The sequence below is a fragment of the Robertmurraya mesotrionivorans genome (assembly GCF_050971805.1).
In the GTDB taxonomy this organism is placed as follows: domain Bacteria; phylum Bacillota; class Bacilli; order Bacillales; family Cytobacillaceae; genus Robertmurraya_A.
Map to the genome: position 1 here is coordinate 339,633 of NZ_JBPCCH010000002.1, position 21,114 is coordinate 360,746.

20 protein-coding genes are annotated in these 21,114 nt (G+C 37.4%); 3 read left to right on the forward strand and 17 right to left on the reverse strand.

Translation table 11 applies throughout. The features are described 5' to 3' along the window. Positions 1 to 31 precede the first annotated feature (31 nt). The 5 genes from ACRX5O_RS05805 to ACRX5O_RS05825 all read right to left on the reverse strand — a co-directional run bounded on the left by ACRX5O_RS05805 (position 32) and on the right by ACRX5O_RS05825 (position 5,022). Positions 32 to 871 (reverse strand): carbohydrate ABC transporter permease, encoded by an 840-nt coding sequence (locus ACRX5O_RS05805; RefSeq protein WP_433905066.1) that lies wholly within the window; start codon positions 869 to 871, stop codon positions 32 to 34. After that, complete coding sequence (locus ACRX5O_RS05810) at positions 872 to 1,819, reverse strand: carbohydrate ABC transporter permease (protein WP_433905067.1); 948 nt, start codon at positions 1,817 to 1,819, stop codon at positions 872 to 874. A gap of 572 nt (positions 1,820 to 2,391) precedes the next feature. Next, positions 2,392 to 3,528, reverse strand: coding sequence for a GntR family transcriptional regulator (locus ACRX5O_RS05815; protein WP_433905068.1), 1,137 nt, complete (start codon positions 3,526 to 3,528; stop codon positions 2,392 to 2,394). Positions 3,529 to 3,914: 386 nt separating this feature from the next. Next, positions 3,915 to 4,682 (reverse strand): DUF1129 family protein, encoded by a 768-nt coding sequence (locus ACRX5O_RS05820; RefSeq protein WP_433905069.1) that lies wholly within the window; start codon positions 4,680 to 4,682, stop codon positions 3,915 to 3,917. 10 nt (positions 4,683 to 4,692) lie between these two features. Further along, positions 4,693 to 5,022, reverse strand: coding sequence for a PadR family transcriptional regulator (locus ACRX5O_RS05825; protein WP_433905070.1), 330 nt, complete (start codon positions 5,020 to 5,022; stop codon positions 4,693 to 4,695). A gap of 303 nt (positions 5,023 to 5,325) precedes the next feature. On the opposite strand from ACRX5O_RS05825, the gene ACRX5O_RS05830 reads away from it, so the two are divergent. Continuing rightward, on the forward strand, positions 5,326 to 5,913 hold the full coding sequence (locus tag ACRX5O_RS05830; RefSeq protein ID WP_433905071.1) for an ECF transporter S component: 588 nt from the start codon (positions 5,326 to 5,328) through the stop codon (positions 5,911 to 5,913). 274 nt (positions 5,914 to 6,187) lie between these two features. Here the strand turns inward: ACRX5O_RS05830 and ACRX5O_RS05835 are convergent, their stop codons facing one another. From ACRX5O_RS05835 to ACRX5O_RS05870, 8 genes are all read right to left on the reverse strand, one after another. After that, positions 6,188 to 6,901 (reverse strand): small-conductance mechanosensitive channel, encoded by a 714-nt coding sequence (locus ACRX5O_RS05835; protein ID WP_433905072.1) that lies wholly within the window; start codon positions 6,899 to 6,901, stop codon positions 6,188 to 6,190. Positions 6,902 to 6,920: 19 nt separating this feature from the next. Then, the gene (locus ACRX5O_RS05840) at positions 6,921 to 7,628 is read right to left on the reverse strand and encodes a DUF5058 family protein (RefSeq protein WP_433905073.1); all 708 of its coding nucleotides are present in this window, start codon (positions 7,626 to 7,628) and stop codon (positions 6,921 to 6,923) included. Positions 7,629 to 7,740: 112 nt separating this feature from the next. Beyond that, a complete protein-coding gene (locus tag ACRX5O_RS05845) occupies positions 7,741 to 8,955 on the reverse strand; it encodes a M20 metallopeptidase family protein (protein WP_433905074.1) in 1,215 nt (404 codons plus the stop codon). Positions 8,956 to 9,085: 130 nt separating this feature from the next. After that, on the reverse strand, positions 9,086 to 10,522 hold the full coding sequence (locus ACRX5O_RS05850) for an amidase (RefSeq protein ID WP_433905075.1): 1,437 nt from the start codon (positions 10,520 to 10,522) through the stop codon (positions 9,086 to 9,088). 262 nt (positions 10,523 to 10,784) lie between these two features. Further along, complete coding sequence (locus ACRX5O_RS05855; protein ID WP_433905076.1) at positions 10,785 to 11,567, reverse strand: sulfite exporter TauE/SafE family protein; 783 nt, start codon at positions 11,565 to 11,567, stop codon at positions 10,785 to 10,787. Positions 11,568 to 11,580: 13 nt separating this feature from the next. Further along, the gene (locus tag ACRX5O_RS05860) at positions 11,581 to 12,249 is read right to left on the reverse strand and encodes a GntR family transcriptional regulator (RefSeq protein ID WP_433905077.1); all 669 of its coding nucleotides are present in this window, start codon (positions 12,247 to 12,249) and stop codon (positions 11,581 to 11,583) included. A gap of 339 nt (positions 12,250 to 12,588) precedes the next feature. Continuing rightward, positions 12,589 to 14,109 carry a glycoside hydrolase family 43 protein gene (locus ACRX5O_RS05865; RefSeq protein ID WP_433905078.1) on the reverse strand — a complete coding sequence of 507 codons (1,521 nt, stop codon included), beginning with the start codon at positions 14,107 to 14,109 and terminating at the stop codon, positions 12,589 to 12,591. 36 nt (positions 14,110 to 14,145) lie between these two features. Further along, positions 14,146 to 15,411 carry a glycoside hydrolase family 1 protein gene (locus ACRX5O_RS05870; RefSeq protein WP_433905079.1) on the reverse strand — a complete coding sequence of 422 codons (1,266 nt, stop codon included), beginning with the start codon at positions 15,409 to 15,411 and terminating at the stop codon, positions 14,146 to 14,148. Between the two features lie 221 nt (positions 15,412 to 15,632). Here ACRX5O_RS05870 and ACRX5O_RS05875 point away from each other — a divergent pair, with 221 nt between their 5' ends. Both ACRX5O_RS05875 and ACRX5O_RS05880 read left to right on the forward strand, forming a co-directional pair. Next, positions 15,633 to 16,634 carry an AraC family transcriptional regulator gene (locus tag ACRX5O_RS05875; protein WP_433905080.1) on the forward strand — a complete coding sequence of 334 codons (1,002 nt, stop codon included), beginning with the start codon at positions 15,633 to 15,635 and terminating at the stop codon, positions 16,632 to 16,634. A gap of 310 nt (positions 16,635 to 16,944) precedes the next feature. Next, the gene (locus ACRX5O_RS05880) at positions 16,945 to 17,127 is read left to right on the forward strand and encodes a hypothetical protein (protein ID WP_433905081.1); all 183 of its coding nucleotides are present in this window, start codon (positions 16,945 to 16,947) and stop codon (positions 17,125 to 17,127) included. Between the two features lie 32 nt (positions 17,128 to 17,159). On the opposite strand, the gene ACRX5O_RS05885 is transcribed toward ACRX5O_RS05880, so the two are convergent. From ACRX5O_RS05885 to ACRX5O_RS05900, 4 genes are all read right to left on the reverse strand, one after another. Then, positions 17,160 to 17,342 carry a hypothetical protein gene (locus tag ACRX5O_RS05885; RefSeq protein ID WP_433905082.1) on the reverse strand — a complete coding sequence of 61 codons (183 nt, stop codon included), beginning with the start codon at positions 17,340 to 17,342 and terminating at the stop codon, positions 17,160 to 17,162. A 45-nt stretch (positions 17,343 to 17,387) separates the two neighbouring features. Beyond that, on the reverse strand, positions 17,388 to 18,293 hold the full coding sequence (locus tag ACRX5O_RS05890; RefSeq protein WP_433905083.1) for a hypothetical protein: 906 nt from the start codon (positions 18,291 to 18,293) through the stop codon (positions 17,388 to 17,390). 327 nt (positions 18,294 to 18,620) lie between these two features. After that, complete coding sequence (spoIIP, locus tag ACRX5O_RS05895; RefSeq protein ID WP_433905084.1) at positions 18,621 to 19,796, reverse strand: stage II sporulation protein P; 1,176 nt, start codon at positions 19,794 to 19,796, stop codon at positions 18,621 to 18,623. Positions 19,797 to 19,955: 159 nt separating this feature from the next. Continuing rightward, on the reverse strand, positions 19,956 to 21,038 hold the full coding sequence (locus ACRX5O_RS05900; protein ID WP_433905085.1) for a YncE family protein: 1,083 nt from the start codon (positions 21,036 to 21,038) through the stop codon (positions 19,956 to 19,958). Positions 21,039 to 21,114 lie beyond the last annotated feature (76 nt).

The window sequence follows — 21,114 nt, forward strand, 5'->3', positions numbered from 1 at the left end:
TACTTTCCACCTCTTTACTCTGGTGCTTTTATTAACCTTTCACTCCACCAACGGTAAGTCCCGCTACAAAATAACGTTGGAATAAGATAAATAGAATGATGATTGGTACGATTGTCATTACAGACCCAGCAATTAAAATATCGTAGTTATTCCCATATGGTGTTAATAAAGTAGCTAAACCAATTGGTAGTGTAAACATATCGTTGGACCTTAGAACAATTAATGGCCATAAGAAGTTATTCCAGCTTCCCAACCCTTGAAGAATGGCCATAGCTGCCATCGAAGGTGCCATGAGTGGCAACATAATCCTAAAGAAAATTCCGTATTCAGTAGCTCCATCAATTCTAGCTGCATCCATTAATTCCTTAGGAAGACCAATCGCATATTGTCGGAAAAAGAACACAGCAACTGGCGCTACGACTGCTGGTAGAATAACAGCTGTATAGGTGTTAATTAAGTTCATACTGATCATTAATTGAAACAAAGGCAGCATGAGTATTTCAAATGGAACCATTAAGATAAAGAGAACAAAGCCAAAGATAAGATTCCTTCCTTTAAAATCATATAAAGCCAGTGCATACCCTACCATCGAAGAAAACAATAACGATAAGATAATTGTAATCGCTGAAATGGATAAGCTGTTTATATACCAAGTCCAGTAATTTCCAGCTTCAGTAATGATGAACGTATAGTTAGTAAGGCTTAGTTTACTAGGGTCGAATGTTAAACTAATTCCATTCCGCATGATTTCCGATGAAGGTCTAAATGATGAGATTAATAGGTTCAATATGGGGAATAATGCAATAAATGAAATGATGATAAAACTAATGTTCGCAACCCAAACTAAAAGAGAATGATTTTTCTTTTTCATTTACGCATCCTCCTTTTTAAATGCTCCAGTTAAAATGAGTTGAATGAAGCTGACAACAAATATGATAAGCATTAAAACCACTCCGATTGCTGCACCAAATCCCATATCATTTTGTTGAATACCTTGCTGATATAAATAACCAACAACGGTTAACCCGATGTTTCCTGGTGACCCCGCTTCCCAGAACACGAAGCTTTCCTCAAACATTCTAAATCCATTGATAACTGAAATGGTCGTAACAAAGATCGTAACAGGCTTTAGGAATGGTAAAGTAACATAGATGAATTTCTTAAACGTTGAAGCTCCATCTATTTCTGCTGCTTCATATAATTCCTTAGGCACATTTTGAAGTGCTGCTAAGAAATAAAGGATATTAACACCCATCCATCTCCAAGAGCAAAGTAAGACCATCAAAAACATTCCAGACCACGCATTATATCTCCAGTCAACAGACTCTAATCCTATCCAGTTAAGAATTTGGTTGGCAGCTGCTGTGTCCGTTTCACCAAACATTAATCTAAAAACCATACCAGATACGATGGTTGATGCTAAAGCAGGTAAAAACAAAGATGCACGGAAAAACGTCTTAAATTTTACAATCTTAGAATCTAACAACACGGCTAAAATAATAGGTGTAATGACTAAAATGAAAACAGTCAATATAACATAGATTGATGTATTTGATAGCGCTTTAAAAAATGTTGGATTAAAAACTCTTGAATAGTTAGATAGACCTATAAATGTCGTTTGTCCAGGCAGTACTTGTTGAAAACTCATGATTATTGCTTTGATAGACGGATATAAAGAAAACACCAGAAAAGAAAGAATAAATGGAGAGACAAAAATATAAGGTACTACTTTTTTTGAATTTAATATTTTTACTAATTTATTTTGTCTTTTTACCGGCAAAACAAGTTCTTGGGATGTACTCTTTGACGTAGGTAACATTAGAAAACCCTCCCTTTTAAATACATCATTAGCTTAAAAGATTCTTCATAAATACCATTTAAACACTAATCATATTCAAGAGTTGAGTCATTTTATTTGTTATCACAGGTGTTTGGTCAAAGAAAGTTAGGGGTGAAATGATTATGAGGATGAAAGAGTATGTGTTCATTTCGTAATAAAAAATTTTATTTAGTTAGACACATCCAATTTACTGGTTATTGAAAACTTAACTAAGCGTTCTACTCTCTTGTCAGCGCGCTTACATACAATTTTAAAAAAAATATTTTCTTATCTTACCTCCTTTAAAGTTATATGAAAAATAAGTTTCGATGAAATATCTCCCATTATTATGATTACGCTTACAAAAATGCAGAATCAGTTAATGAGTTATTGCTTAAAATCTCTCCTTTATTATACGAACCACCATTACAAAAAGGCCTCATTTAATCAAACTCGTACGTATATGTATCTACAAACGATTATATTAAACTGTTAATATTTTTTCAAGAACTTTTAGAAAATTTAAAAAATAATATTTTCTATCTTTTGGTAATGAAGGGTTATTCTTTTCATTAAGTAACCTTTTTACAATGATTTAACTCCGCTGTAGAACTCCGTACAATTAAACTTGGCTCAAAAACAACCGATTGTACCTTTTCAACAGATTTTTTCTGTTGACCATTTTTTTCTTTTACAAGATCTACAATCATATTTGCCGCTGTTTCACCTAACTTACTCTGAGGGTGAGTAATCGTTGTTAATTTTACTTCCGTTAAATTTCCCATAAACGAATTGTCAAAGCCAACAAGAGATATATCATCCGGAACACGTAGGTTTTTTTCTCGCAGTACATCTAGCAAGGTAATAGCTAGTTCGTCATTATAACAAACAATGGCTGTAGGTCTAGAATCTTTGTCTAGGTCTAATAGTTTTGTAAGTACCTCTTTTGGTTTGGTTAACTTTTCACTTGTATTATAAGTTATGATCCCATTTGGATTAATCGTGACACCATGATTACGATGAGCTTGAATAAAGCCCTTCATTCTTTTTACTCCTTGAAGGTCATCCGTTTTAAAGAAGCCCAATATGTTTCGGTGTCCTAATTGAATGAGATGTTCAGCTTGAATATATCCACCTTTTTGGTCATTAATCGTTATGCTTATTGGCTCCAATTCATCATAAAGTGCATTAACCATAATATATGGAATGTTTAAACGTTCGAGATTTAGGTAGTAATTAATATTGGGGTTTGATGTTGCACTTTTTGTCGGTTCGACAATGATTCCTTCAAAAGGCTCTGATAAAATCTTTTCAAGGACCCTTCTTTCATTGTTATGATCATTATTTGTACTAAATAGACTTACATTGTAACCGTGTTCGCTCAAAGCGGATTCTGCACCTCTAATAATTGAAGGAAAAATATAATCTGAAATAAAAGTAGTGACAATGGCAATGTTTTTTTGATTTCCTACACTTGATAGCCCATTATTATTATGTATGCGGTCTGTACAAAAAGTACCTGCACCTTGTTCTCTATAAAGCCATCCTTTATTAACAAGCTCCCCAATTGCAATTCGAACAGTATGACGGCTTACCTCAAATTGCTTCATTAATTCACTCTCAGAAGGTATTTTTTGGTGAGGTTGAAAGGTTCCATCTAAAATTCTCGATTTAATTTCTTGTTTCACAATGTCATATTTCGTTTTCATAAGAGCACCTCGTCTTGTAAAATGATTTTGTCGAAATAACAGAAATCGCTTACATTGTAGTTTCTTTCTTGTACGTAAGTGTACTTTCATTTATATTAATATAAGTTGTACGTATATTCAAACAATTTTCACACATAAGAACAAACCCTTCTTTAGCCCTTTTTTACTTGAGAATTTGTACGGTCCCAACCCTCTCAATTCACTTTGTATTCACTTCAATTTTAAAGAGCATCCTGATTATGTTTTTTTTAGTGCCACTTTACAATATCAATAATCAAATCAATACCTTTATAATAAATGTCTGTCATATCCATAAAGTAGATAGATTTTCTACACAAAAAAAGCCTTAATCCATTTGGATCAACGCTCTGTATGTGGAAGTGATTTTATTGACTCGTTTCTTTCTTCTTCTCTTTCTTTAATAGGTAAAGTAAATATAGCCCAATTATCAAATACGATACGATCATCCCAATGATTAATTGTAATTCTTTACTAGATAAAGTAATCGATAGAATAAATGTTGGGAGGTGGAGTGCTAGTAAGGTTACTGGTAAAATGGCTGTCTTAGCCCAAAAAGAAAAATAAATAACAAAACAAAGAAAGAGGAGTCCAATGAACAAACTACCTAACACTCCAAAATGAATGACTGGTGTCTGATATATAGCGTCGGCTATAATTGTTGCCCCAAAAAAGAGCATACTTATCATAATGGGCAATAATAAAATAACGAACTCCATCTTTCTAGATAACTGGTTTCTAGCGGTGTATCGAAAAGCAAAGAAAACTCCACCAAGGAACAAGAGACTATATACGATTGATCCTATGATTTTTAACAAACTATAATTTAGTGTCCCCTTTAGGAGATCACCAAAAATAGAATAGGACATGGAGCCGAGAATGATTAGAGGAACATATTTCGCCCATGCTTTATAGTCCGTTTTCATTTCACTAGAAATACCCTTCATATACTCTTTTGGGGAAGCACCGACGATTTGTTCAATGGATTTCCCATTTTGTTCTGCTTGATAAAGATGATCTTTAAGCTCGTCGGTAATTTCATTAATCTCTTCGTTGTTTTTTCCGCTTGAAAACAAATAAAGTGTCAAATCCTCAATAAATTTCATACTTTTATCTGATAATTGATATTGTGCCACATGTATCACCTCAACTCTTAATTTCTTTTGAAATAATGGTATTCACACACTTCTCGAGTTGGCTCCATCTAGTTAAAAAACTCTCTAATGCCTTTTGCCCTTCTTCAGTTAAGGTATAGTACTTTCTCTTTGGACCAGCTGTTGATTCTCTAAGGACAGAAGTGACTAATCCTTCTCGCTGCATCCTCATTAATAGTGGATAAATTGTACCCTCACTAACCGTATCAAAACCATACTCACTTAAACGCTCGGCCATCTCATACCCGTAGCATTCCTTCCCATTTATAATGGCTAAGAGACAACCATCTAATATCCCCTTCATCATTTGTGTTTGTGACATTCGTGTTCCACCATTCTTCAATGTCTTGTATTGCAAGGTATATAGTTAGGATAATGGTTTATACCTTGTAATACAAGGGTAATTTGGATATTTTTTCTAACCTACTATAAATTTCATCCCTATCTTCCTAACAACTGCTTCCTTTGTAAAGATATTCGATTTAATGTTCTTGATACCTTTTTGAAACCGACAAAAGAATAGGAATATCTAGAAATAACGCTCTTTTTCTTTCCCCCTATTGTCTCTTTTGTATTTGTAGAATGATAACAAAGAATATATTATTAGTTTAAAAGGAGGCTATTCATGAACAAAAAAAATAAGACATTCCGAATGGTCCTATTAGGGATGCTTTCTGCCATCATCATTATTCAAACGACAATCCCGTTTTTAGGATATATCCCGATGGGACCGCTTAGCTTGACGATTATTCAGGTAACGGTCATTATCGCAGCAATCGTCCTCGGAACGAAAGAAGGAGCCATTGTAGGCGGCATATGGGGAATCATCACGTTCATCAGGGCATTTGTCGCCCCGACAAGCCTAATTGCACCAATTGTTTTCACGAATCCGCTTGTATCCGTTTTGCCTCGGATTTTAATTGGTGTGGTTGCTGCATATGTGTTCCATCGGTTACTCAGTGGCAAGCTCAATGAAACAGCAAGAATGAGTGTTGCCGGTGTGCTGGGATCTTTAACAAATACTTTTTTAGTGCTTGGATTCATTTATTTATTTTATCGGGAGCCATATGCGAACTTTTTAAAGTTGGACATGGAGCAGCTCTTGCCTGCACTGCTGACCATTGTAGCCACTAATGGAATTACTGAAGCTATTCTTTCAGGTGTGTTGACGCCAATTATTTCAAAACCGTTATTAAGATTGAGAAAAAAATAGCAGCCTTGGCTGCTTAAGGCTGTCGACAAACTTATGTGTTTAAGTTTGTCGGCAGTTAGCACATAAAAAGGATCATAAATAGGGCAAATTTCTATATAAAACTACTAAAATCTTGTTTACTTTAACAGCACTTACATTTTAGTTCATTAGAGTATTTAAAACTTGCATGTGAATTTTCATTAACTCAACAACTTACTATTGAAGTACGAAAATAACTACTCACGATTAGCATAAAAAAGAGACCTGCCAAATTGACAGATCTCCCGAAATTCTCTTAAGCGCTTTTAGCGCCTTTTAATTTTTCCATAAAAAGCACAACGGATACTGTTAAAGCAACACATAAGACCAGCTTAATTAAGGCGGTGATTGGTGAAAAGAAGACAGCCATCCCAATTGCAAATGCAATCAGTCCGTATAATGGTTTTTTCATGGCGAACTGGCCAAGTACGCCACCAAAGATGGCCGGAAGGATGAACTTAAGTGCATCCTCAACGGGTTGCGGAATAATGGAAAGGAGGAATGTTCCTCCTAAAACGGATAGGATAACCACGATAATATTGGTCAGTGATGCCGTCGCGATACCTAATGTACCGGCAATTTCTGCCTTTTTCGTTCCTGGTTCAGCACCAACTGCTTCTTGTGCCGATGCGGAGCACGGAAGACACATATTAGCAATGTTCCCCGTAAGAAATGCGATATACGTGCCGGACTTTCCTAGAATAGGATAGTAAGTGATCGGTTCTAAAAACCACATCACCCCCACAAAAGCTGCATATCCCACTAAACCACCCAGAATAGCCGACCAACCCGGATGATAACCGAGAACGAAGGAAAAATATAAAGGAGGAACAAACGATAGGAGAATAAGTGTCCATAACGTTAACCGTCCCCAAAAGTCAGACTGCTTATGAAAGGTATCCATATCAATTACTTCTGAACCACGTTCAACGCTTCTACTTGCCACTTCGACAAACCTTGAAATTGCCATTACAACATCCCTCCTATGATTAAATAAGTGTAGATAAATAACCAATCGTTAAGCCGACCACAAGTGAGATGCCTAACGCCCACTCAGAAAGCCAACGAATATTCATTCTCTTAGCTAAAGTTAAAAGTAATATCATCATGATCGCCGACAAAATAACAGTTACTGTTTCACTAAATCCATTTGCCATTTGTTGGCTGGCAAGATAACCAAACGCTCCAAGCATCGCAGCAGTTGAAACGATTGTCAACATGGCCCCATTTGTTTTCTCAACCTTTTTCTGCGCTTTTCCTAAGGATTTTGTAAATAAAGCTGTGAAAATCAGCCATCCAGTTCCCCCTAGGCACATCGTCCAAACAGCATTCGTAAATGCTACTAAGCCAAATTCAGATGAGTTTAATTCGACCCCATAGGCATTTGCCCCAATCCCTGCAGCTGTTAACTCCGTTGCCGCTGATCCAATAATTCCAATACGGGCTAAAGTCATGGGACCGCCGAGGACAGCAATTAGAGAAATAATGACTACGACAATCCCAAAAGATGGACCAAGACTGCTAATAAACCCAGTCCTTATCGCTCTTTTTGTTTCAACTGAGGTCATACCAATGCTAGGTGCTGTTTTTGTAGCAATGCGCATAAAGATCAACGCCTGAAAAATAACTATGAATACAAAAAAACTAGCTATAATCCATACCGGGGTACTGTTTGCTAAGTTTAACACTTGTTCCATCTTGTGACCTCCTTTTATTGAGCTCCATCTTTCGATAAAGTTTTTGTAATCTTCAAGGTAATTAGACACTCACCCAATTACCTTGAAACGGTACTCACGTAATTATGACGTACTACTTTGCTGTGATTTCGATCAGCTCTGATTGGCTGATTTCTCCTTCTGTTAAATAATCAAAAACGGCAGAGATAAATAGTTTTCCAATATCCAGCATCGAACGCTCATCAACATTAAACTTCGGATGATGATGCGGGTACACCTCAATCAATTCGGTGGCGCCACCGACATAAACAAAGGTCCCTGGTCTTTCTTGTAAATAATACGCGAAATCCTCCATACCCATTTGTGGGGAGATCGAATGGACATTCTCTTCACCAAATAAATTTTTTGCCAATCCTTCCAGCCTTTTTGTTTCAGCCAGATCATTTTTTACAGCTGGGTAGCCCCTTACATATTGGTATGATGCTGTTGCTCCCATGCCTTTACAAGTTGTTTCGACGATATCTCCAAGCAATTGTTCAATCATGTCACGAACATCCTCATCAAAGGTTCGAACCGTTCCTGTTATCTTTGCTTTATCAGGGATAACGTTAAATCCTGTACCGGCATTAAAAGCAGCAACAGATACCACAGCTGGTTTGACAGGGTCTACTTTTCTACTAACTACTTGTTGTAGATTCACGATTAGTTGGCTGCCAACTGTGATAGGATCTACCGTTAAATGTGGAGTTGCCGCATGGCCCCCTCGACCGAAAATATCAATTTCGAATGTATCTCCAGCAGCCATTGCGTCCCCTTCTTTGACTCCGACCTGTCCAAGAGATTGGATGGAAGAAACGTGAGCACCATATACCACGTCCACACCATCCAGACAGCCATCTTCAATCATGGCCTTCGCTCCGCCAGGAATTACTTCCTCAGCAAACTGATGGAGAAATACGATATTTCCTGGAATTTGTTCTTTGATTTCACTTAACACGGTGGCAACCCCTAGTAATGCAGCGGTATGTATATCATGTCCACATGCATGCATAACTCCAGGGACACGGGATTTAAATTCCACATCTGTTTCCTCTTGAATTGGAAGAGCATCAAAATCAGCACGTAACGCAACGGTTTTCCCCGGCTTTCCTCCTTTTAATAACCCAACTACCCCTATTCCGCCAACCTCGGTTCTGACTTCTATTCCTAATTTAGTCAGGTAATTAGCCACTTTTTTAGGTGTGTTTACTTCATGATGTGATAGCTCCGGATACATATGAAGGTCTCTGCGAAAATCCACCATCTCTGGATATAATTCTTGTAATCTGAGAAAAAGGTTATCTAACATTTGAAATCTCCTTTCACTAGTTAAGTTTTTTGGTTCCAAGCCCTTAATCCTTTTAGCCTCCTTATATAAACTAAAAATTTTGATTTATCAGAATACATCAAAGCTAAATACACAGTGTCCTATGATTTCTTTAACATATTTGAATATCCTGGCTCAAAGCTAATGCGGGACGCTTTTTCCCGTATCCAGTTGCCTGTTCAAAAGCAGCCCCAATTCTCAATACTTGGTAATCCTCTCTATACGGGCCAACAATTTGGATACCAAGAGGGAGTCCCTCTGAGGTAAAACCACTAGGAACGGACAAAGAAGGATTTCCCGCAGCAGAAATATAGTAGCAAGACCGCATCCAATCAATATAGTTTTCCATTTGAACGCCATCAATACTAACCGGGTACTCCAGGTCTACATCAAAGGCTGGAACTTGACTGACAGGTAATACTAATGCATCGTATTTTTCAAAGAAAGTACGCATGTTATTGTATAGTTGGAAGCGAAGGTTTTCGGCACGGCCAATCTTTGTCACGTTCAAACTTCGTCCTTTTTCCAAATTCCAAATAAAGCTTGGTTTCATCAATTCTTTAAACCGGTCAAATAAATCGGAATAGGTAAGTTCAAATTCATACGCTCGTAACACTTGGAAGATTTCTTCCGCATCTGTTAAATCCGGACAGGCTTCTTCAACGTCACACCCCATGTCTGTAAAAATACTTATTTGCTGTTCAAGATTTCTTTTCACCTCTGACTCAACAGGGAGAATACCACCTAAATCGGCTGACCAAGCAATTCGTAATCCCTTTAGGTCAAGATTCAAGTTGGTTGAAAAGACGCTTCCCGGTTCCTCAATGGATAACGGTGAACGAATATCAGGGCCAGCCATGACTGACAGCATAAAAGCAGCATCGTCTACATTTCGTGCCATCGGACCTTGAACTCCTAACGGTGAGTACATCGCGGCTTTTGGATATGGTATGCGACCAGCAGAGGTGCGAAGGCCTACGACATTATTAAAACAAGCCGGGTATCGTAACGATCCTCCCATATCGCTTCCATCTGCTAACGGGATCATTCCGCATGCTACAGCTACAGCTGCTCCACCACTGCTGCCACCTGCTGTTTTAGTAGGATTGTAGGGATTTCTTGTAACACCAAAAACGTTATTGAACGTATGCGATCCTGCAGCAAATTCGGGGACATTTGTCTTCCCGATTACAATGGCCCCTGTTGCACGTAATCGTTCGACAATTAGATCATCTGTAGTTGCAATGTTTTCCCTGAAAATAGGAGAGCCATATGTAGTAAGGAATCCTTTTGCATTGTGGGTATCTTTAATAGCAATCGGTAGTCCGTGTAAAGGACCAATTTCTCCTCCAGAAGCTAGCTTTTCATCTGCAGACATTGCTGCCTGTAAAGCACTCTCTTCATCAAGAGAAACTATCGCGTTAACTATAGGGTTTGTCTGTTTAATTTGCCTCAAATGAGCTTCGACCACTTCCTGAGCTGATAGTTTTCGCTCACGAATCTTCTTCGCAAGACTTCGGGCACTTTCAAAGCAAATCTCCTTTGTCACATGATCAACCCCTATCTCTTTTTTTAACTCAGACTTTAGTTCCACTATGTCGATTGTCGACTTTTTCGATTGGACGAATCAGCTTATGAGTTTTTCACTCCCCTGATTGTAGCGTTAGATTTGTCTTACCTTTAAGTTGATACTAGACTATCAAATAAATTTTTCACCTTCCACACAGTTGTAAGATTAAATTACAGATTTTTCAATAAATACATCTTTCCTGGTAAATCTAACGGCGACCTTGTCATATTTTCTACCGAAATTAGTTAAACATCAATCGAATGGCGACAACGATTAAGCAAGTCGATAAAACACCAAGTATAGTTTTTTCTGGAACTTTGGCTGCCAGTTTCGCTCCTAAGTGCCCCCCAATGATTGAACCAAGAGCTAGAAATATGACTTTTTCCCATAAAATATGGTCAAAGACCATATGAGAAATAGACCCAATGACGGCTGTAATCAAAATAAAAAATGAGGAGGTTGCAGTGGCTATATGCACAGGAAAGGTAAGTAATAAAACCATTGTAGGAACCATAACCGAACCCCCACCGATTCCAAACAAACTTGATAAGAACCCCACCAAGAAGGCAATAAAAGTACCCACCTGTAAATGAAAAGAATAGGAGTATTCCTTACCTGTTGAGTCTACTATTGTCCGAGTGGTGGTCGGCTTTATCGAGAATGACTTACTAGGTTTTAAAAGTAAACTAATGGCCATCAGTAACATGAATAAACCAAAGGATATAAAGAATGCCTTACTTGTAATAAAATCAGCTATCCAAGCTCCCAATATGGAACCAGGAATCATTGCGAGGGCAAATAGGGCACCGCTTTTATAATCGATTCTTTTCTGTTTAGCAAATACTAGCGTACTCGAGATCGAGCTAAACACTAATACGGCCATGGATGTTCCAACAATGTTAGAAACGGGAAAGTTATATAGAATTGCTAAACTAGGAACGATAATAAATCCCCCGCCAAGCCCAACGAGTGATCCACAAATAGCTGCAAACATTCCAATGAAAACCAATAAGGTATTATCCATTTTTCTCTCCTAATTATTTAGTAGATTCTTTGTATCCCTGAAGATTTCTTTCAACTCTCGCCAATACACTACGATTATGATCATCAAGTAACTTTTTCGCTTCATCTATGTTATTCTCGTATATGTACTTAACTAATTGCTCATGCTCTGAAATCGAATTGTTAACATCCTCCTCTTTCATAAATGCGACGTTTTGAATAGTTAGAAGGATATTTCCTAATCGTGCATAATTCGTTTTTATTACTTCACTTTCACTCGCTAGAATCAGTTGTTCATGAAATTGGTAATTGAGTTCAGTATACTCATTACTTTGATTTTTGATTGACTTTGTTTTTTTGATAATCTCCTCCATATTTTGGAGATAGCTATCATATTTTTTATTCCTTAATTTTTCAAGCGCCATATTCTCTAGAAAACATCTAATCTCAATGATGTCCTTTGTTTCCTCTGAAGAAAAGCCTCGTACTACGGTCCCTTTTCTAGGAATTCTCTTCACCATTCCTTCAAGAGTTAGAAGATAGAATGCTTCGCGTACAGGAGCCCTGCTGGTACCAAACGCTTCAGCATATTGCGCTTCCACTAACTTGTCACCTGGAAGCAATTTTCCCAAAAGGATATCTCTCATAATCGTTTCTTTAATCAAGTTTGATAAAGCGTTATTATTGATTAACTCATTGTTCATTCTAACACCTCCCTAAAAATGATGTCCTCTTTTGGTCGACTGTCGACTATAATGTAATAAAATATTAATCTGAATTTTTAAGAAATTCATTATTCATGTAAGGTCAATTGACACTATATTTACGTTGAGCTGTTATTGTGTACCGGTATCTGGAGTTCGATAGTGGTGGTCCTGTTATAAGTTTACGTACCTGTTACGTACCCGGTATTTTTGATTTTGGCAGTAGCAGGTGCGGCTGCTGTTATCGAATCAAAGATTTAAACATTGGGAACTTGAAAAAACAAAATAAAAAAGTCCAATTCACCATGAATTGGACTTCTATCTGTGAACCCTTAACTATTACAATCGATACTCAAACCAATCAAAATACGCAGGGCTTGTAGAAGGATGTCCGTTTCCTGTGGCATAAAGTCCAAAGAAAACTCCTGTAAATCCACCCGCTACTTCCGTCGATAAAAGAGAACATTCTCCCGTCCCTAAAGGAATCGACTCTCCGTCTTGCTGTTGATAGCAGAAAGTATAGTTTTTGGCATCTGAATGAACCGATAGAATAATAGCATCTTGTGCATACTCATACTCCGACTCTACTTTCCAAAGTGAACCAATTCTTCGTTTGACAAAGACCTTTTTCACCCCATCACGGATTCCCACCGCAATTTCATAGTGAAATCTTTCATTCATGAAGACGGTCAATCCAGCCTCTTCCCCTTCCACGGTTGGAGAGAACTCAAGAAGTGTTGAGATTTTGCAATCAAAATGCTGTTGTCTTCTGCCTACAAATGACGGGGAATCCACGTCATCTAAACAAATAGAAGAGCCATATAACGTTAGATAACCTGGTCGGTCAGATAATGACCAACTATCTTTTTTAGGATTTCTCAAAAAACTCCAGGAGAAATCTAAGGTATTCCCATCAAAATCGTACTGTTCTTTCCACTGTTCCCTTTCCTCTATCGGGAGTGATTTTCCGTCCATTTCTAATTCAACTGGTCCACCAATGGTTGGCCAGCCATCATCGTTCCATTCAACAGGTGCCAAGAAGGTTTCCCGCCCAAGATGATGGTGCTTTCCACTAAAAGGAATAGGAGCTGGTCGTATTCCTAAAAATACCGTCCACCAGCTGCCATCGGTATATTGAATGAAATCAGCATGTCCTGTAGCTTGAATGGGGCTTGCACTGCTCCGGTGAGTTAGAACCGGATTGTTCGGATGACTCTCAGAAGGTCCAAATGGTTGTTGGCTTCTAGCCATGGTCACCATATGCCCGTATTCGGTTCCTCCCTCGGCAATCAGTAAGTAGTAGGTTCCGTTCATTTTGTAAAGATGCGGTCCTTCCGGATGAGCACCGCCCGTTCCTTCCCAAATCAATCGTCGTTCAGAAAGCAGTTTCCCCGTCTCCATATCGATTTCTGCTTGATAAATCCCCATTGGTTCTCCGCTAAAAATATCTTGTGTTCCGGTTATATATACCTTTCCATCATCATCAAACAATAGCGAAGGATCAATGCCAGGCCAATCCAGAAAAATCGGTTCAGACCAAGGACCTTCTGGATGTTTAGTCCAAACAAAAAAGTTCTTTCCGATGGTCAAATTAGTCGTAATCATATAAAACCGCCCATGGTTGTATCGAATCGTCGGGGCAAATATTCCCAAGGAACTTTTGGCTTGATGAAGCGATAACTGGCTCTCGTGTGTTAAACAGTGTCCTATTTGTTTCCAATTCACGAGGTCCTTCGATTGAAAAATCGGGACACCTGGGAAATATTCAAATGAACTAGTCACTAGATAAAAATCTTCTCCCATTTTGCAAATACTTGGATCCGGATGAAAGCCAGAAATAACAGGATTAGTATACTTCATGATAAATCTCCTTCTATGTTAAAAGTTTGCGTCAATCTACCCGCGTACTGCATTGTTTCTTGAAATTTCACCTAACACATGTCCGCTTTCTTTCACCTGTCTCTCTTGAGTATCTCGATTCACCCCGATAATCCCAAATTTCGGTTCATACCCAAACGTCCATTCATAGTTATCAAATGTGGACCAATAAAGGTAACCTAATACTTCAATACCGTCCTCGATGCACGAATGAAGTCCTTTAAGGCCGCGTTGGATAAATTCGACCCGGCGGTTGTCATCGTTAGTGGCAATGCCGTGTTCTGTCACCATCACAGGGAGATCCAGGTCTTTAGCAACATTCCGAATCGTACCGGCCAAAGCTTCCGGATAGAACTCATACCCCATCGCTGTCACTTCCGTTCCTTCCGCAACCGGAACTTGTCCTTGAGGTCCGTAGATTTCTCGTGTGTAATTTTGTACACCAATGAAATCATCTCCTTCAATGGTAGATTTGAATTGTCCAAAGTAATCATGCCAAACCTTTGCCGCCTGCTCTTCCCCGCCTTCAACTGCTTGAATTTCTGGTAGTGCCAAAGATAATCCTACTTTGGTTAGTGGGTTTATTTTCTTCATAACCTCTCGGGCTTTACAATGGGCTTCTTTCACAATTTCTAAAGACACCTCATCAGAAGCCATGTGGAAAGTGAAATATTGATCTACCGTTGTTCCGCATTTTTGGGCAGCTGATTCACGCCAGCCGGGTGCTGTCCATGATTTAGCATCCATACCAACAGGCGGCATAAAGTCTAGATTAATGAACAGTTCTTTTAGCATGACCGGTAAATTGACTTCATTCATGGTCAAGACATAAGGAATATCCTGCCCCAGCTCCTTAAACACTACCTCGCAATATTTTGCAAAAAGGTCTGCCGTTTTTGGATTTCTCCACCCGCCCATCTGCATTAGCCACTGTGGAGAAGTAAAATGCATCATGGTCACAACAGGCGTGAGGTTATTGTCATAACAAACTTTGATAACATCTCGATAATGGTCCATTTCTTCTTTGGAAAAAACACCTGGCTCCGGTTCAATTCTTGACCACTCGATTGAAAAACGGTAACTATTTAACCCTAGGCTTGCCATCAGTTCAATATCCTGTTTGTATCTATTGTAGTGATCGACCGCATCACCGGAAAAATCTCTGTACGGTGATCCCTCAGAATACTCTTCCGCCCACATATCTGATTTTTTATTGTTTCCTTCTACCTGGTAGGCAGATGTCGCCGTTCCCCATAGGAAAGATTCAGGAAATGTATATTTCATAGTAAGTTACCTCCGAACGATATTTTACAAAGCTATACTTTGATATTAGCAAACGCTTTCCGTTCAGATAATGTTAAAATACAAGGACTTGATTGCTCGAATCATAGATTTATTTTTATAGTAAACTTTCAATAATAATAAATAGTTTCAGGGTTAACACCATGTTTTATTTGTATTACAATTAGTAAAATGATTACTCGAATCGAAAAAGGTGCGGAACGATGGAACGATTAGAACTGGAAAGCTATTTGAAATCAGTACATTTTGAGGTCAATGAGGAAAAAGTCTTAAAGGAGTATAAACCCTCCATAGTGACAGTAGATGAAGAGGAAGTGTTTCTCTTTAGCAAAGGATTTGATATTAATGATTCACCTATTGAAGAGAACATCTCTATTTCACAACAGCCATATCACTCGGTGATTCCGCTCCATATGCATGATTATATTGAAATGATGTTTGTCTATCGAGGCAGTTGTACCGTTACAGTAAAAGGAAATAAGGTGGTTTTGAAAAAAGGAGAACTGATTTTCATTAACAAAGAAACACCTCATAGTGTGGGTGCAACGACCAAGAAGGATATCATTATAAATATAATCATGAAACAGGACTATCTTTCTCCAAGTTTTCTAAGAAGATTGTCGCAAAAAAGCATTATCTCTCAATTCATGATTGAATCGCTAGTCAGCAAACGGAAACAAAATCATTGCCTGATTTTCCGTCCTGGTGAACAGACGAAGATCATAGAAGTCATGGAGAATATGATGTGTGAATTTTTTGACCGAGACTTCTGTTCTGAAGAAATTATAGATTCTTACATGATTGTTTTATTTTCCACACTCCTTCGTTATAACAACTACCCTACTAGAAATGAGTACTCGAAAGAAAATAAGGATGCTTCTCTATTAGAATTTTTGAGATATATTGAAGAGCATTATAAGGATTGTTCCCTAGTTGATATGGGTCAAACTTTTGGCTTCCATCCAAGTTACCTTTCCACCTTGCTTAAAAAAGGAACAGGAAAATCATTCAAAGAACTTCTCCAAATTCAACGGTTAAATCAGGCAGCCTTGTTCTTATCTCATTCGGATCTTCCTATCCCACAAATAGCAGAGGAAGTAGGGTATTCAAGTGTGACGTTTTTTTATAAAAAATTTAAAGAATTGTTTCATGAGACGCCTTATAGTTACAAGGAAAAACATAGATATGACAAAACCATCCAATAGGATGGTTTTGTAGTTTATTTATGGTAGAGAAAACCACCGTTTTTGGAGGTTCTAGGAGTTCTTAGCTCGTTCTATGGGTTTCCCAAAACTCAACTGCTTGATCTTCGGTCACTCCTTTTGGAATTTCAAATTCGTGGTGAATAATGGTTTTTCCATCTTTATTCAACTCTGGTTCTTTTCAATAATCGAGAGATTTCCCATCTTAAACATACTGTACCCTACTCCTAAAGCAAGTAAATATTCGATTTAAATACCTAAAAGGGATATTTAAAAAGGTTCTTAATACACTATAAAGAGGAGGATGATGGATGTGGACATTAGTAATAAAAATAGACTAATTAATAAGGCTAAAAACATCCTACATACAGGTGTCAATCCTGATTTGCAGGTTAAGCCTTGGGAAATGAAGAATATAAAAAGAGCGACTAATTGGTTTGGAAATAATGAACGTGTTCAGCATGTGATAGCAAAATATTACCGCATAAAAAAATAAAATGGTAGAATCATCAACGATTCTACCACCTTTTATTGGTGAACGAGTTTTTTAACAATAATGCTATCCTTCGTAATCTTAATGTTAGGGACGATGTTGTTCGAAGAATGTTTACCATTAAGGATGGTTTTAGCCTTGTTCGTGTATTTCTGAAAATCTTTTAGTGCTGGATCGTTTTCTTCTACAATAACTGTAACGGTAGTGTTTTTAGTCATCTCCATCACCTCTTATCATTATTTTACTGTATTTGAAAATATTGTTCAAGCTTGTTCGATATCAATCCGTTCCAGTAACCCCAACATTTCGGTCCGTTCATAGTATTGGATAGCCAATGATATAAGTCCATATAGTAATACGGCATCATATTCGTCGAACTCCAAAGAATAACTCGATAAAGTAATCGCATATTCTGTATTTTCATAGGAAATCGCTAATAGAAGATAGTTTTTTATGTAAGCCTGGTCCTTATTTTCTTTGTTAATAGGTATGGCTTGCGCTCTTACTAAGGAAGCTTTATATGAATCACGAACTACCTTGGGTATTCTTCTCGTTGATTCAAAAGTCTTTGCGGGATAAATCTTATACTCCACGTTTCCTTGCCAATTTTCAGAATAATAGTCGGTTAGAGATTTCAAAACAATCCCCATGCCATCATCAATTTTCGTAAAATCCTTTGCTATACTAGCAAAACCATTTGCGTATTCTTCGGTAGCCCATTTGGATAGAAAATTTATTTTTTGGGTTGTGACATTGATGACATCAATCAAATTCTCCGTCTGCTTTTCAACTTCTAACTCAAAATTAAAAAGCTTTAACCTCTTTAACCTGGTAAATCCAATTGGGAATAGTAAAAACAACAGAATCCAAACCAAAAAATAAAAAACATGTTTTACTATACTGATAATGGTTGGATCCGTAACAATCGGTTCTACCACCAGTGTGGTCAGTGTGGGTGCTTGTGTGTTTGTATTCTTTGGTTGAGTTTCAACTGCTGGTACATTATTATTAGTTGTATTTTTTGATGAATGATCAGTAAAGAACACGTCGTTTATAAAAAGACCAATAATAAAAGTGATACCCAGGACGTATAACACAATAAGAGATACCTTTAACCAATCTTTCCTCATAGGGTGAATCTTGTCATTTTCTTCCCCTTTTCTGCTCAATGTTCTCTCTCCTCAAAAACTGGTAAACTGTCAATCCTTACTCTATTATGATACAAATTATACCATAAAGGGGGTCTCGAAAATGGTCTGTTCCTCTAGCAAATTAAAAAAAAACAGATTTGGCCAAGAATTAATAATGAGCCTAACGCTAATGACGTAACAATTGCAATTTTCTTTTTTCAATTCAATCACTCTTTTTTTGTTATAGGAAATGAATTTGCAGAAATTATGAACGAATTACTTTTTCAATTAAAGAACACAAAAAACCTCCTTTACTAAAGAAGGTTCTTGTTCAAATAAATTACTATCCAAAGATACTTATGTTAATTAAACCCCATCCACTTCTGAACCCCCATTTACTTGTTCTGCATCCAAATAATACTCACTAAAAACCTCTGCAAATGCTTTTATTGCATTGTCGAGTTCTTCCTTTGTATTTTCAACACCGCCAAACTCAAGCAGCATCGATTTGCTGGATAGGTCTTGGTTGTAAACTCCGTTTCCATCATCTTTTGTTTTTACAAAAACTCCCCTACTAATGCCTGGATATTTTTCTTCCAGTTTATGATTCAGTTCTTTGGCTAAACTTAGATTTTTATCATAATTAGCATTTTCCTTCCCAACAACAAAGAATAATCTAGCAAATGGTTTCCCGTTGATATCCATTGTTGTGACACTCCTCGGTTGCGAGTCCCTGTGTATATCTATTAAATATTGGATGGTCTTTTCCTGTGCCATAACTTGTTGAACAATTTCTCTAGAAAGAGTATAAGACTGGTAATAATTCCAATCCTTCTTTTTTAACTCCTCCGTCGCATTGGTTGTACTATGTTTTGAACCTATTCCTTCCTTTTCCAATTCTTCTTGCAAGCTTTTTCCAACATCAATGATGTTTTTATTTTCATTAAAGCTAACAGCTGAATCTGGGTCCGTAACCCCGTTTAATTCCGGTAAGAACGCTTCCCAACTATGTGAATGATAAATAAAAACTTCTTCTTCTCCTGTTTCTTTTGGCGGTAATGTTTTCGCCTGATTACTATTTGATTCTTCCAATTCTTGACCTGCCAGTTCTCTTTCTTTCAGCAAGATGTCTACTGGTGGGGATGATTCTGTTGGGAGATTTGAAAGATCTGTTCCCATACCTGCAACTGCTATTTCTGTATTAAACGTACGAAAATTAGGAATTTCGTTACCAAACAACGTTGTTATATCTTTGTGCCTTATATCGAATACAGACCTGGTAATAAATTCAGATATAGATGGTAATTCGTTACTTACATCACCTATATCCGATTCACCTAAAAGAGCGATTTCATTAGACGTTAATTCAAGAAAAAACTCTGTAGGTAATCTATTACTGGTTCGATATAATAGTTCTGACGTAAATTTGTCTTTAATATCAATAAAATTAATCATAAAAATAAGTAAGAATATCATAAAGAAAAGGATAAAGAAAATAATTTTAATATCTATAAAAACCATTTGGCTATTTTTATTCCTCATATACTCCTCCTTAAGTCTAGCGTTTTAACTCTCTTAATTTGAATATATGAAGTAGGAATAATAATAGACTAATATATTTCTTCCAATCAATACCAATGTAGTATTGCTTATTAGAAAAAGACGTGTCTGAACTGACCCCGTTCCTCTTCTTTTGAATCATCATTTTATGGTGATCCCATTTGGTTCCTCGCCAACTTCTAACGTTGCGATTACTTGGTTATCATCATTTTTAATTACGCTTACTGTATAATCATACATATTGGTTACATAAACGAACTGGTTGTCTTTACTCGTCACAATCCCATGGGCACCTTCGCCCACTTCAATGGTTGCCACCACTTTTCTGGTTTCTAGCTCGATCTTAGATACACTATTCGATGGATTTTCAGGCGTTCCTTGATTTGCAACGAATGCATATTTACCATCCGATTGAATATACACTTGAGCAGGGCCTTCTCCCACTTGAATCTTTTCAACCTTTTCAGAATCGAGATTAATAACGGCTAGGGAGTTTTCAGCATTTAACGTTGCCACAAGTGTTTTCCCATCTGGAGTTACCCCTGTTGTAACAGGCGTATTCCCTACTACAATCTTTTTGGTTTCTTTCATACTCTCTAAATCTATTACACTTACCGTGTTCTCGCCCATATTTGCGATGTATGCTGTTTGACTATCGGCTGCTACTCTAAAACCATGTGGTCTATTTCCTGTTGAAATATTTTGAATCACTTTATATGTTGCTACATCTATTACAGATACATGATTATCTTCATTGTTTGTTACTAATGCATATTTCATATTCTCAGTAAACACAATATGAGCAGGATGAGATCCGACTTCCACTTGACTGATTAATTCGTCTGTTTCCGCATCATAAAACTGCGCCAGTCCAGCTGTTTTTTCTTCATGTCCACTATCATGTCCCCCATGTTCACCTGTTTCAGGAACAACAGTAGCTCCTATTATTTTTCCGTTAGGTGATAGTTGAACATTATGAACCGAACCCTCAATTTCGATTGATTTCACTGACTTGTTAGTTGTAGCGTCGATTTTTGTGATGCCCCCATTTTCCGCGGTATAGTAGAACGAAGCTTTTTCTTGCTCTTTTCCATCCTGATTGGATTCATTATTTTCTAAAGTGTCGGTATTCTTCTCCTCCACCACATTATTTTCTGTATTACCACATGCAGCTAGAGTAATACTAAATAATAATAACAAGCTTATGAAAATGGTTTTTTTCATCTTTAAACACTCCTTATCTTTGGTAACTTCACTATAGTAAATACTTGTGGAGAAAATTTGCAGAATCCGACTAGGA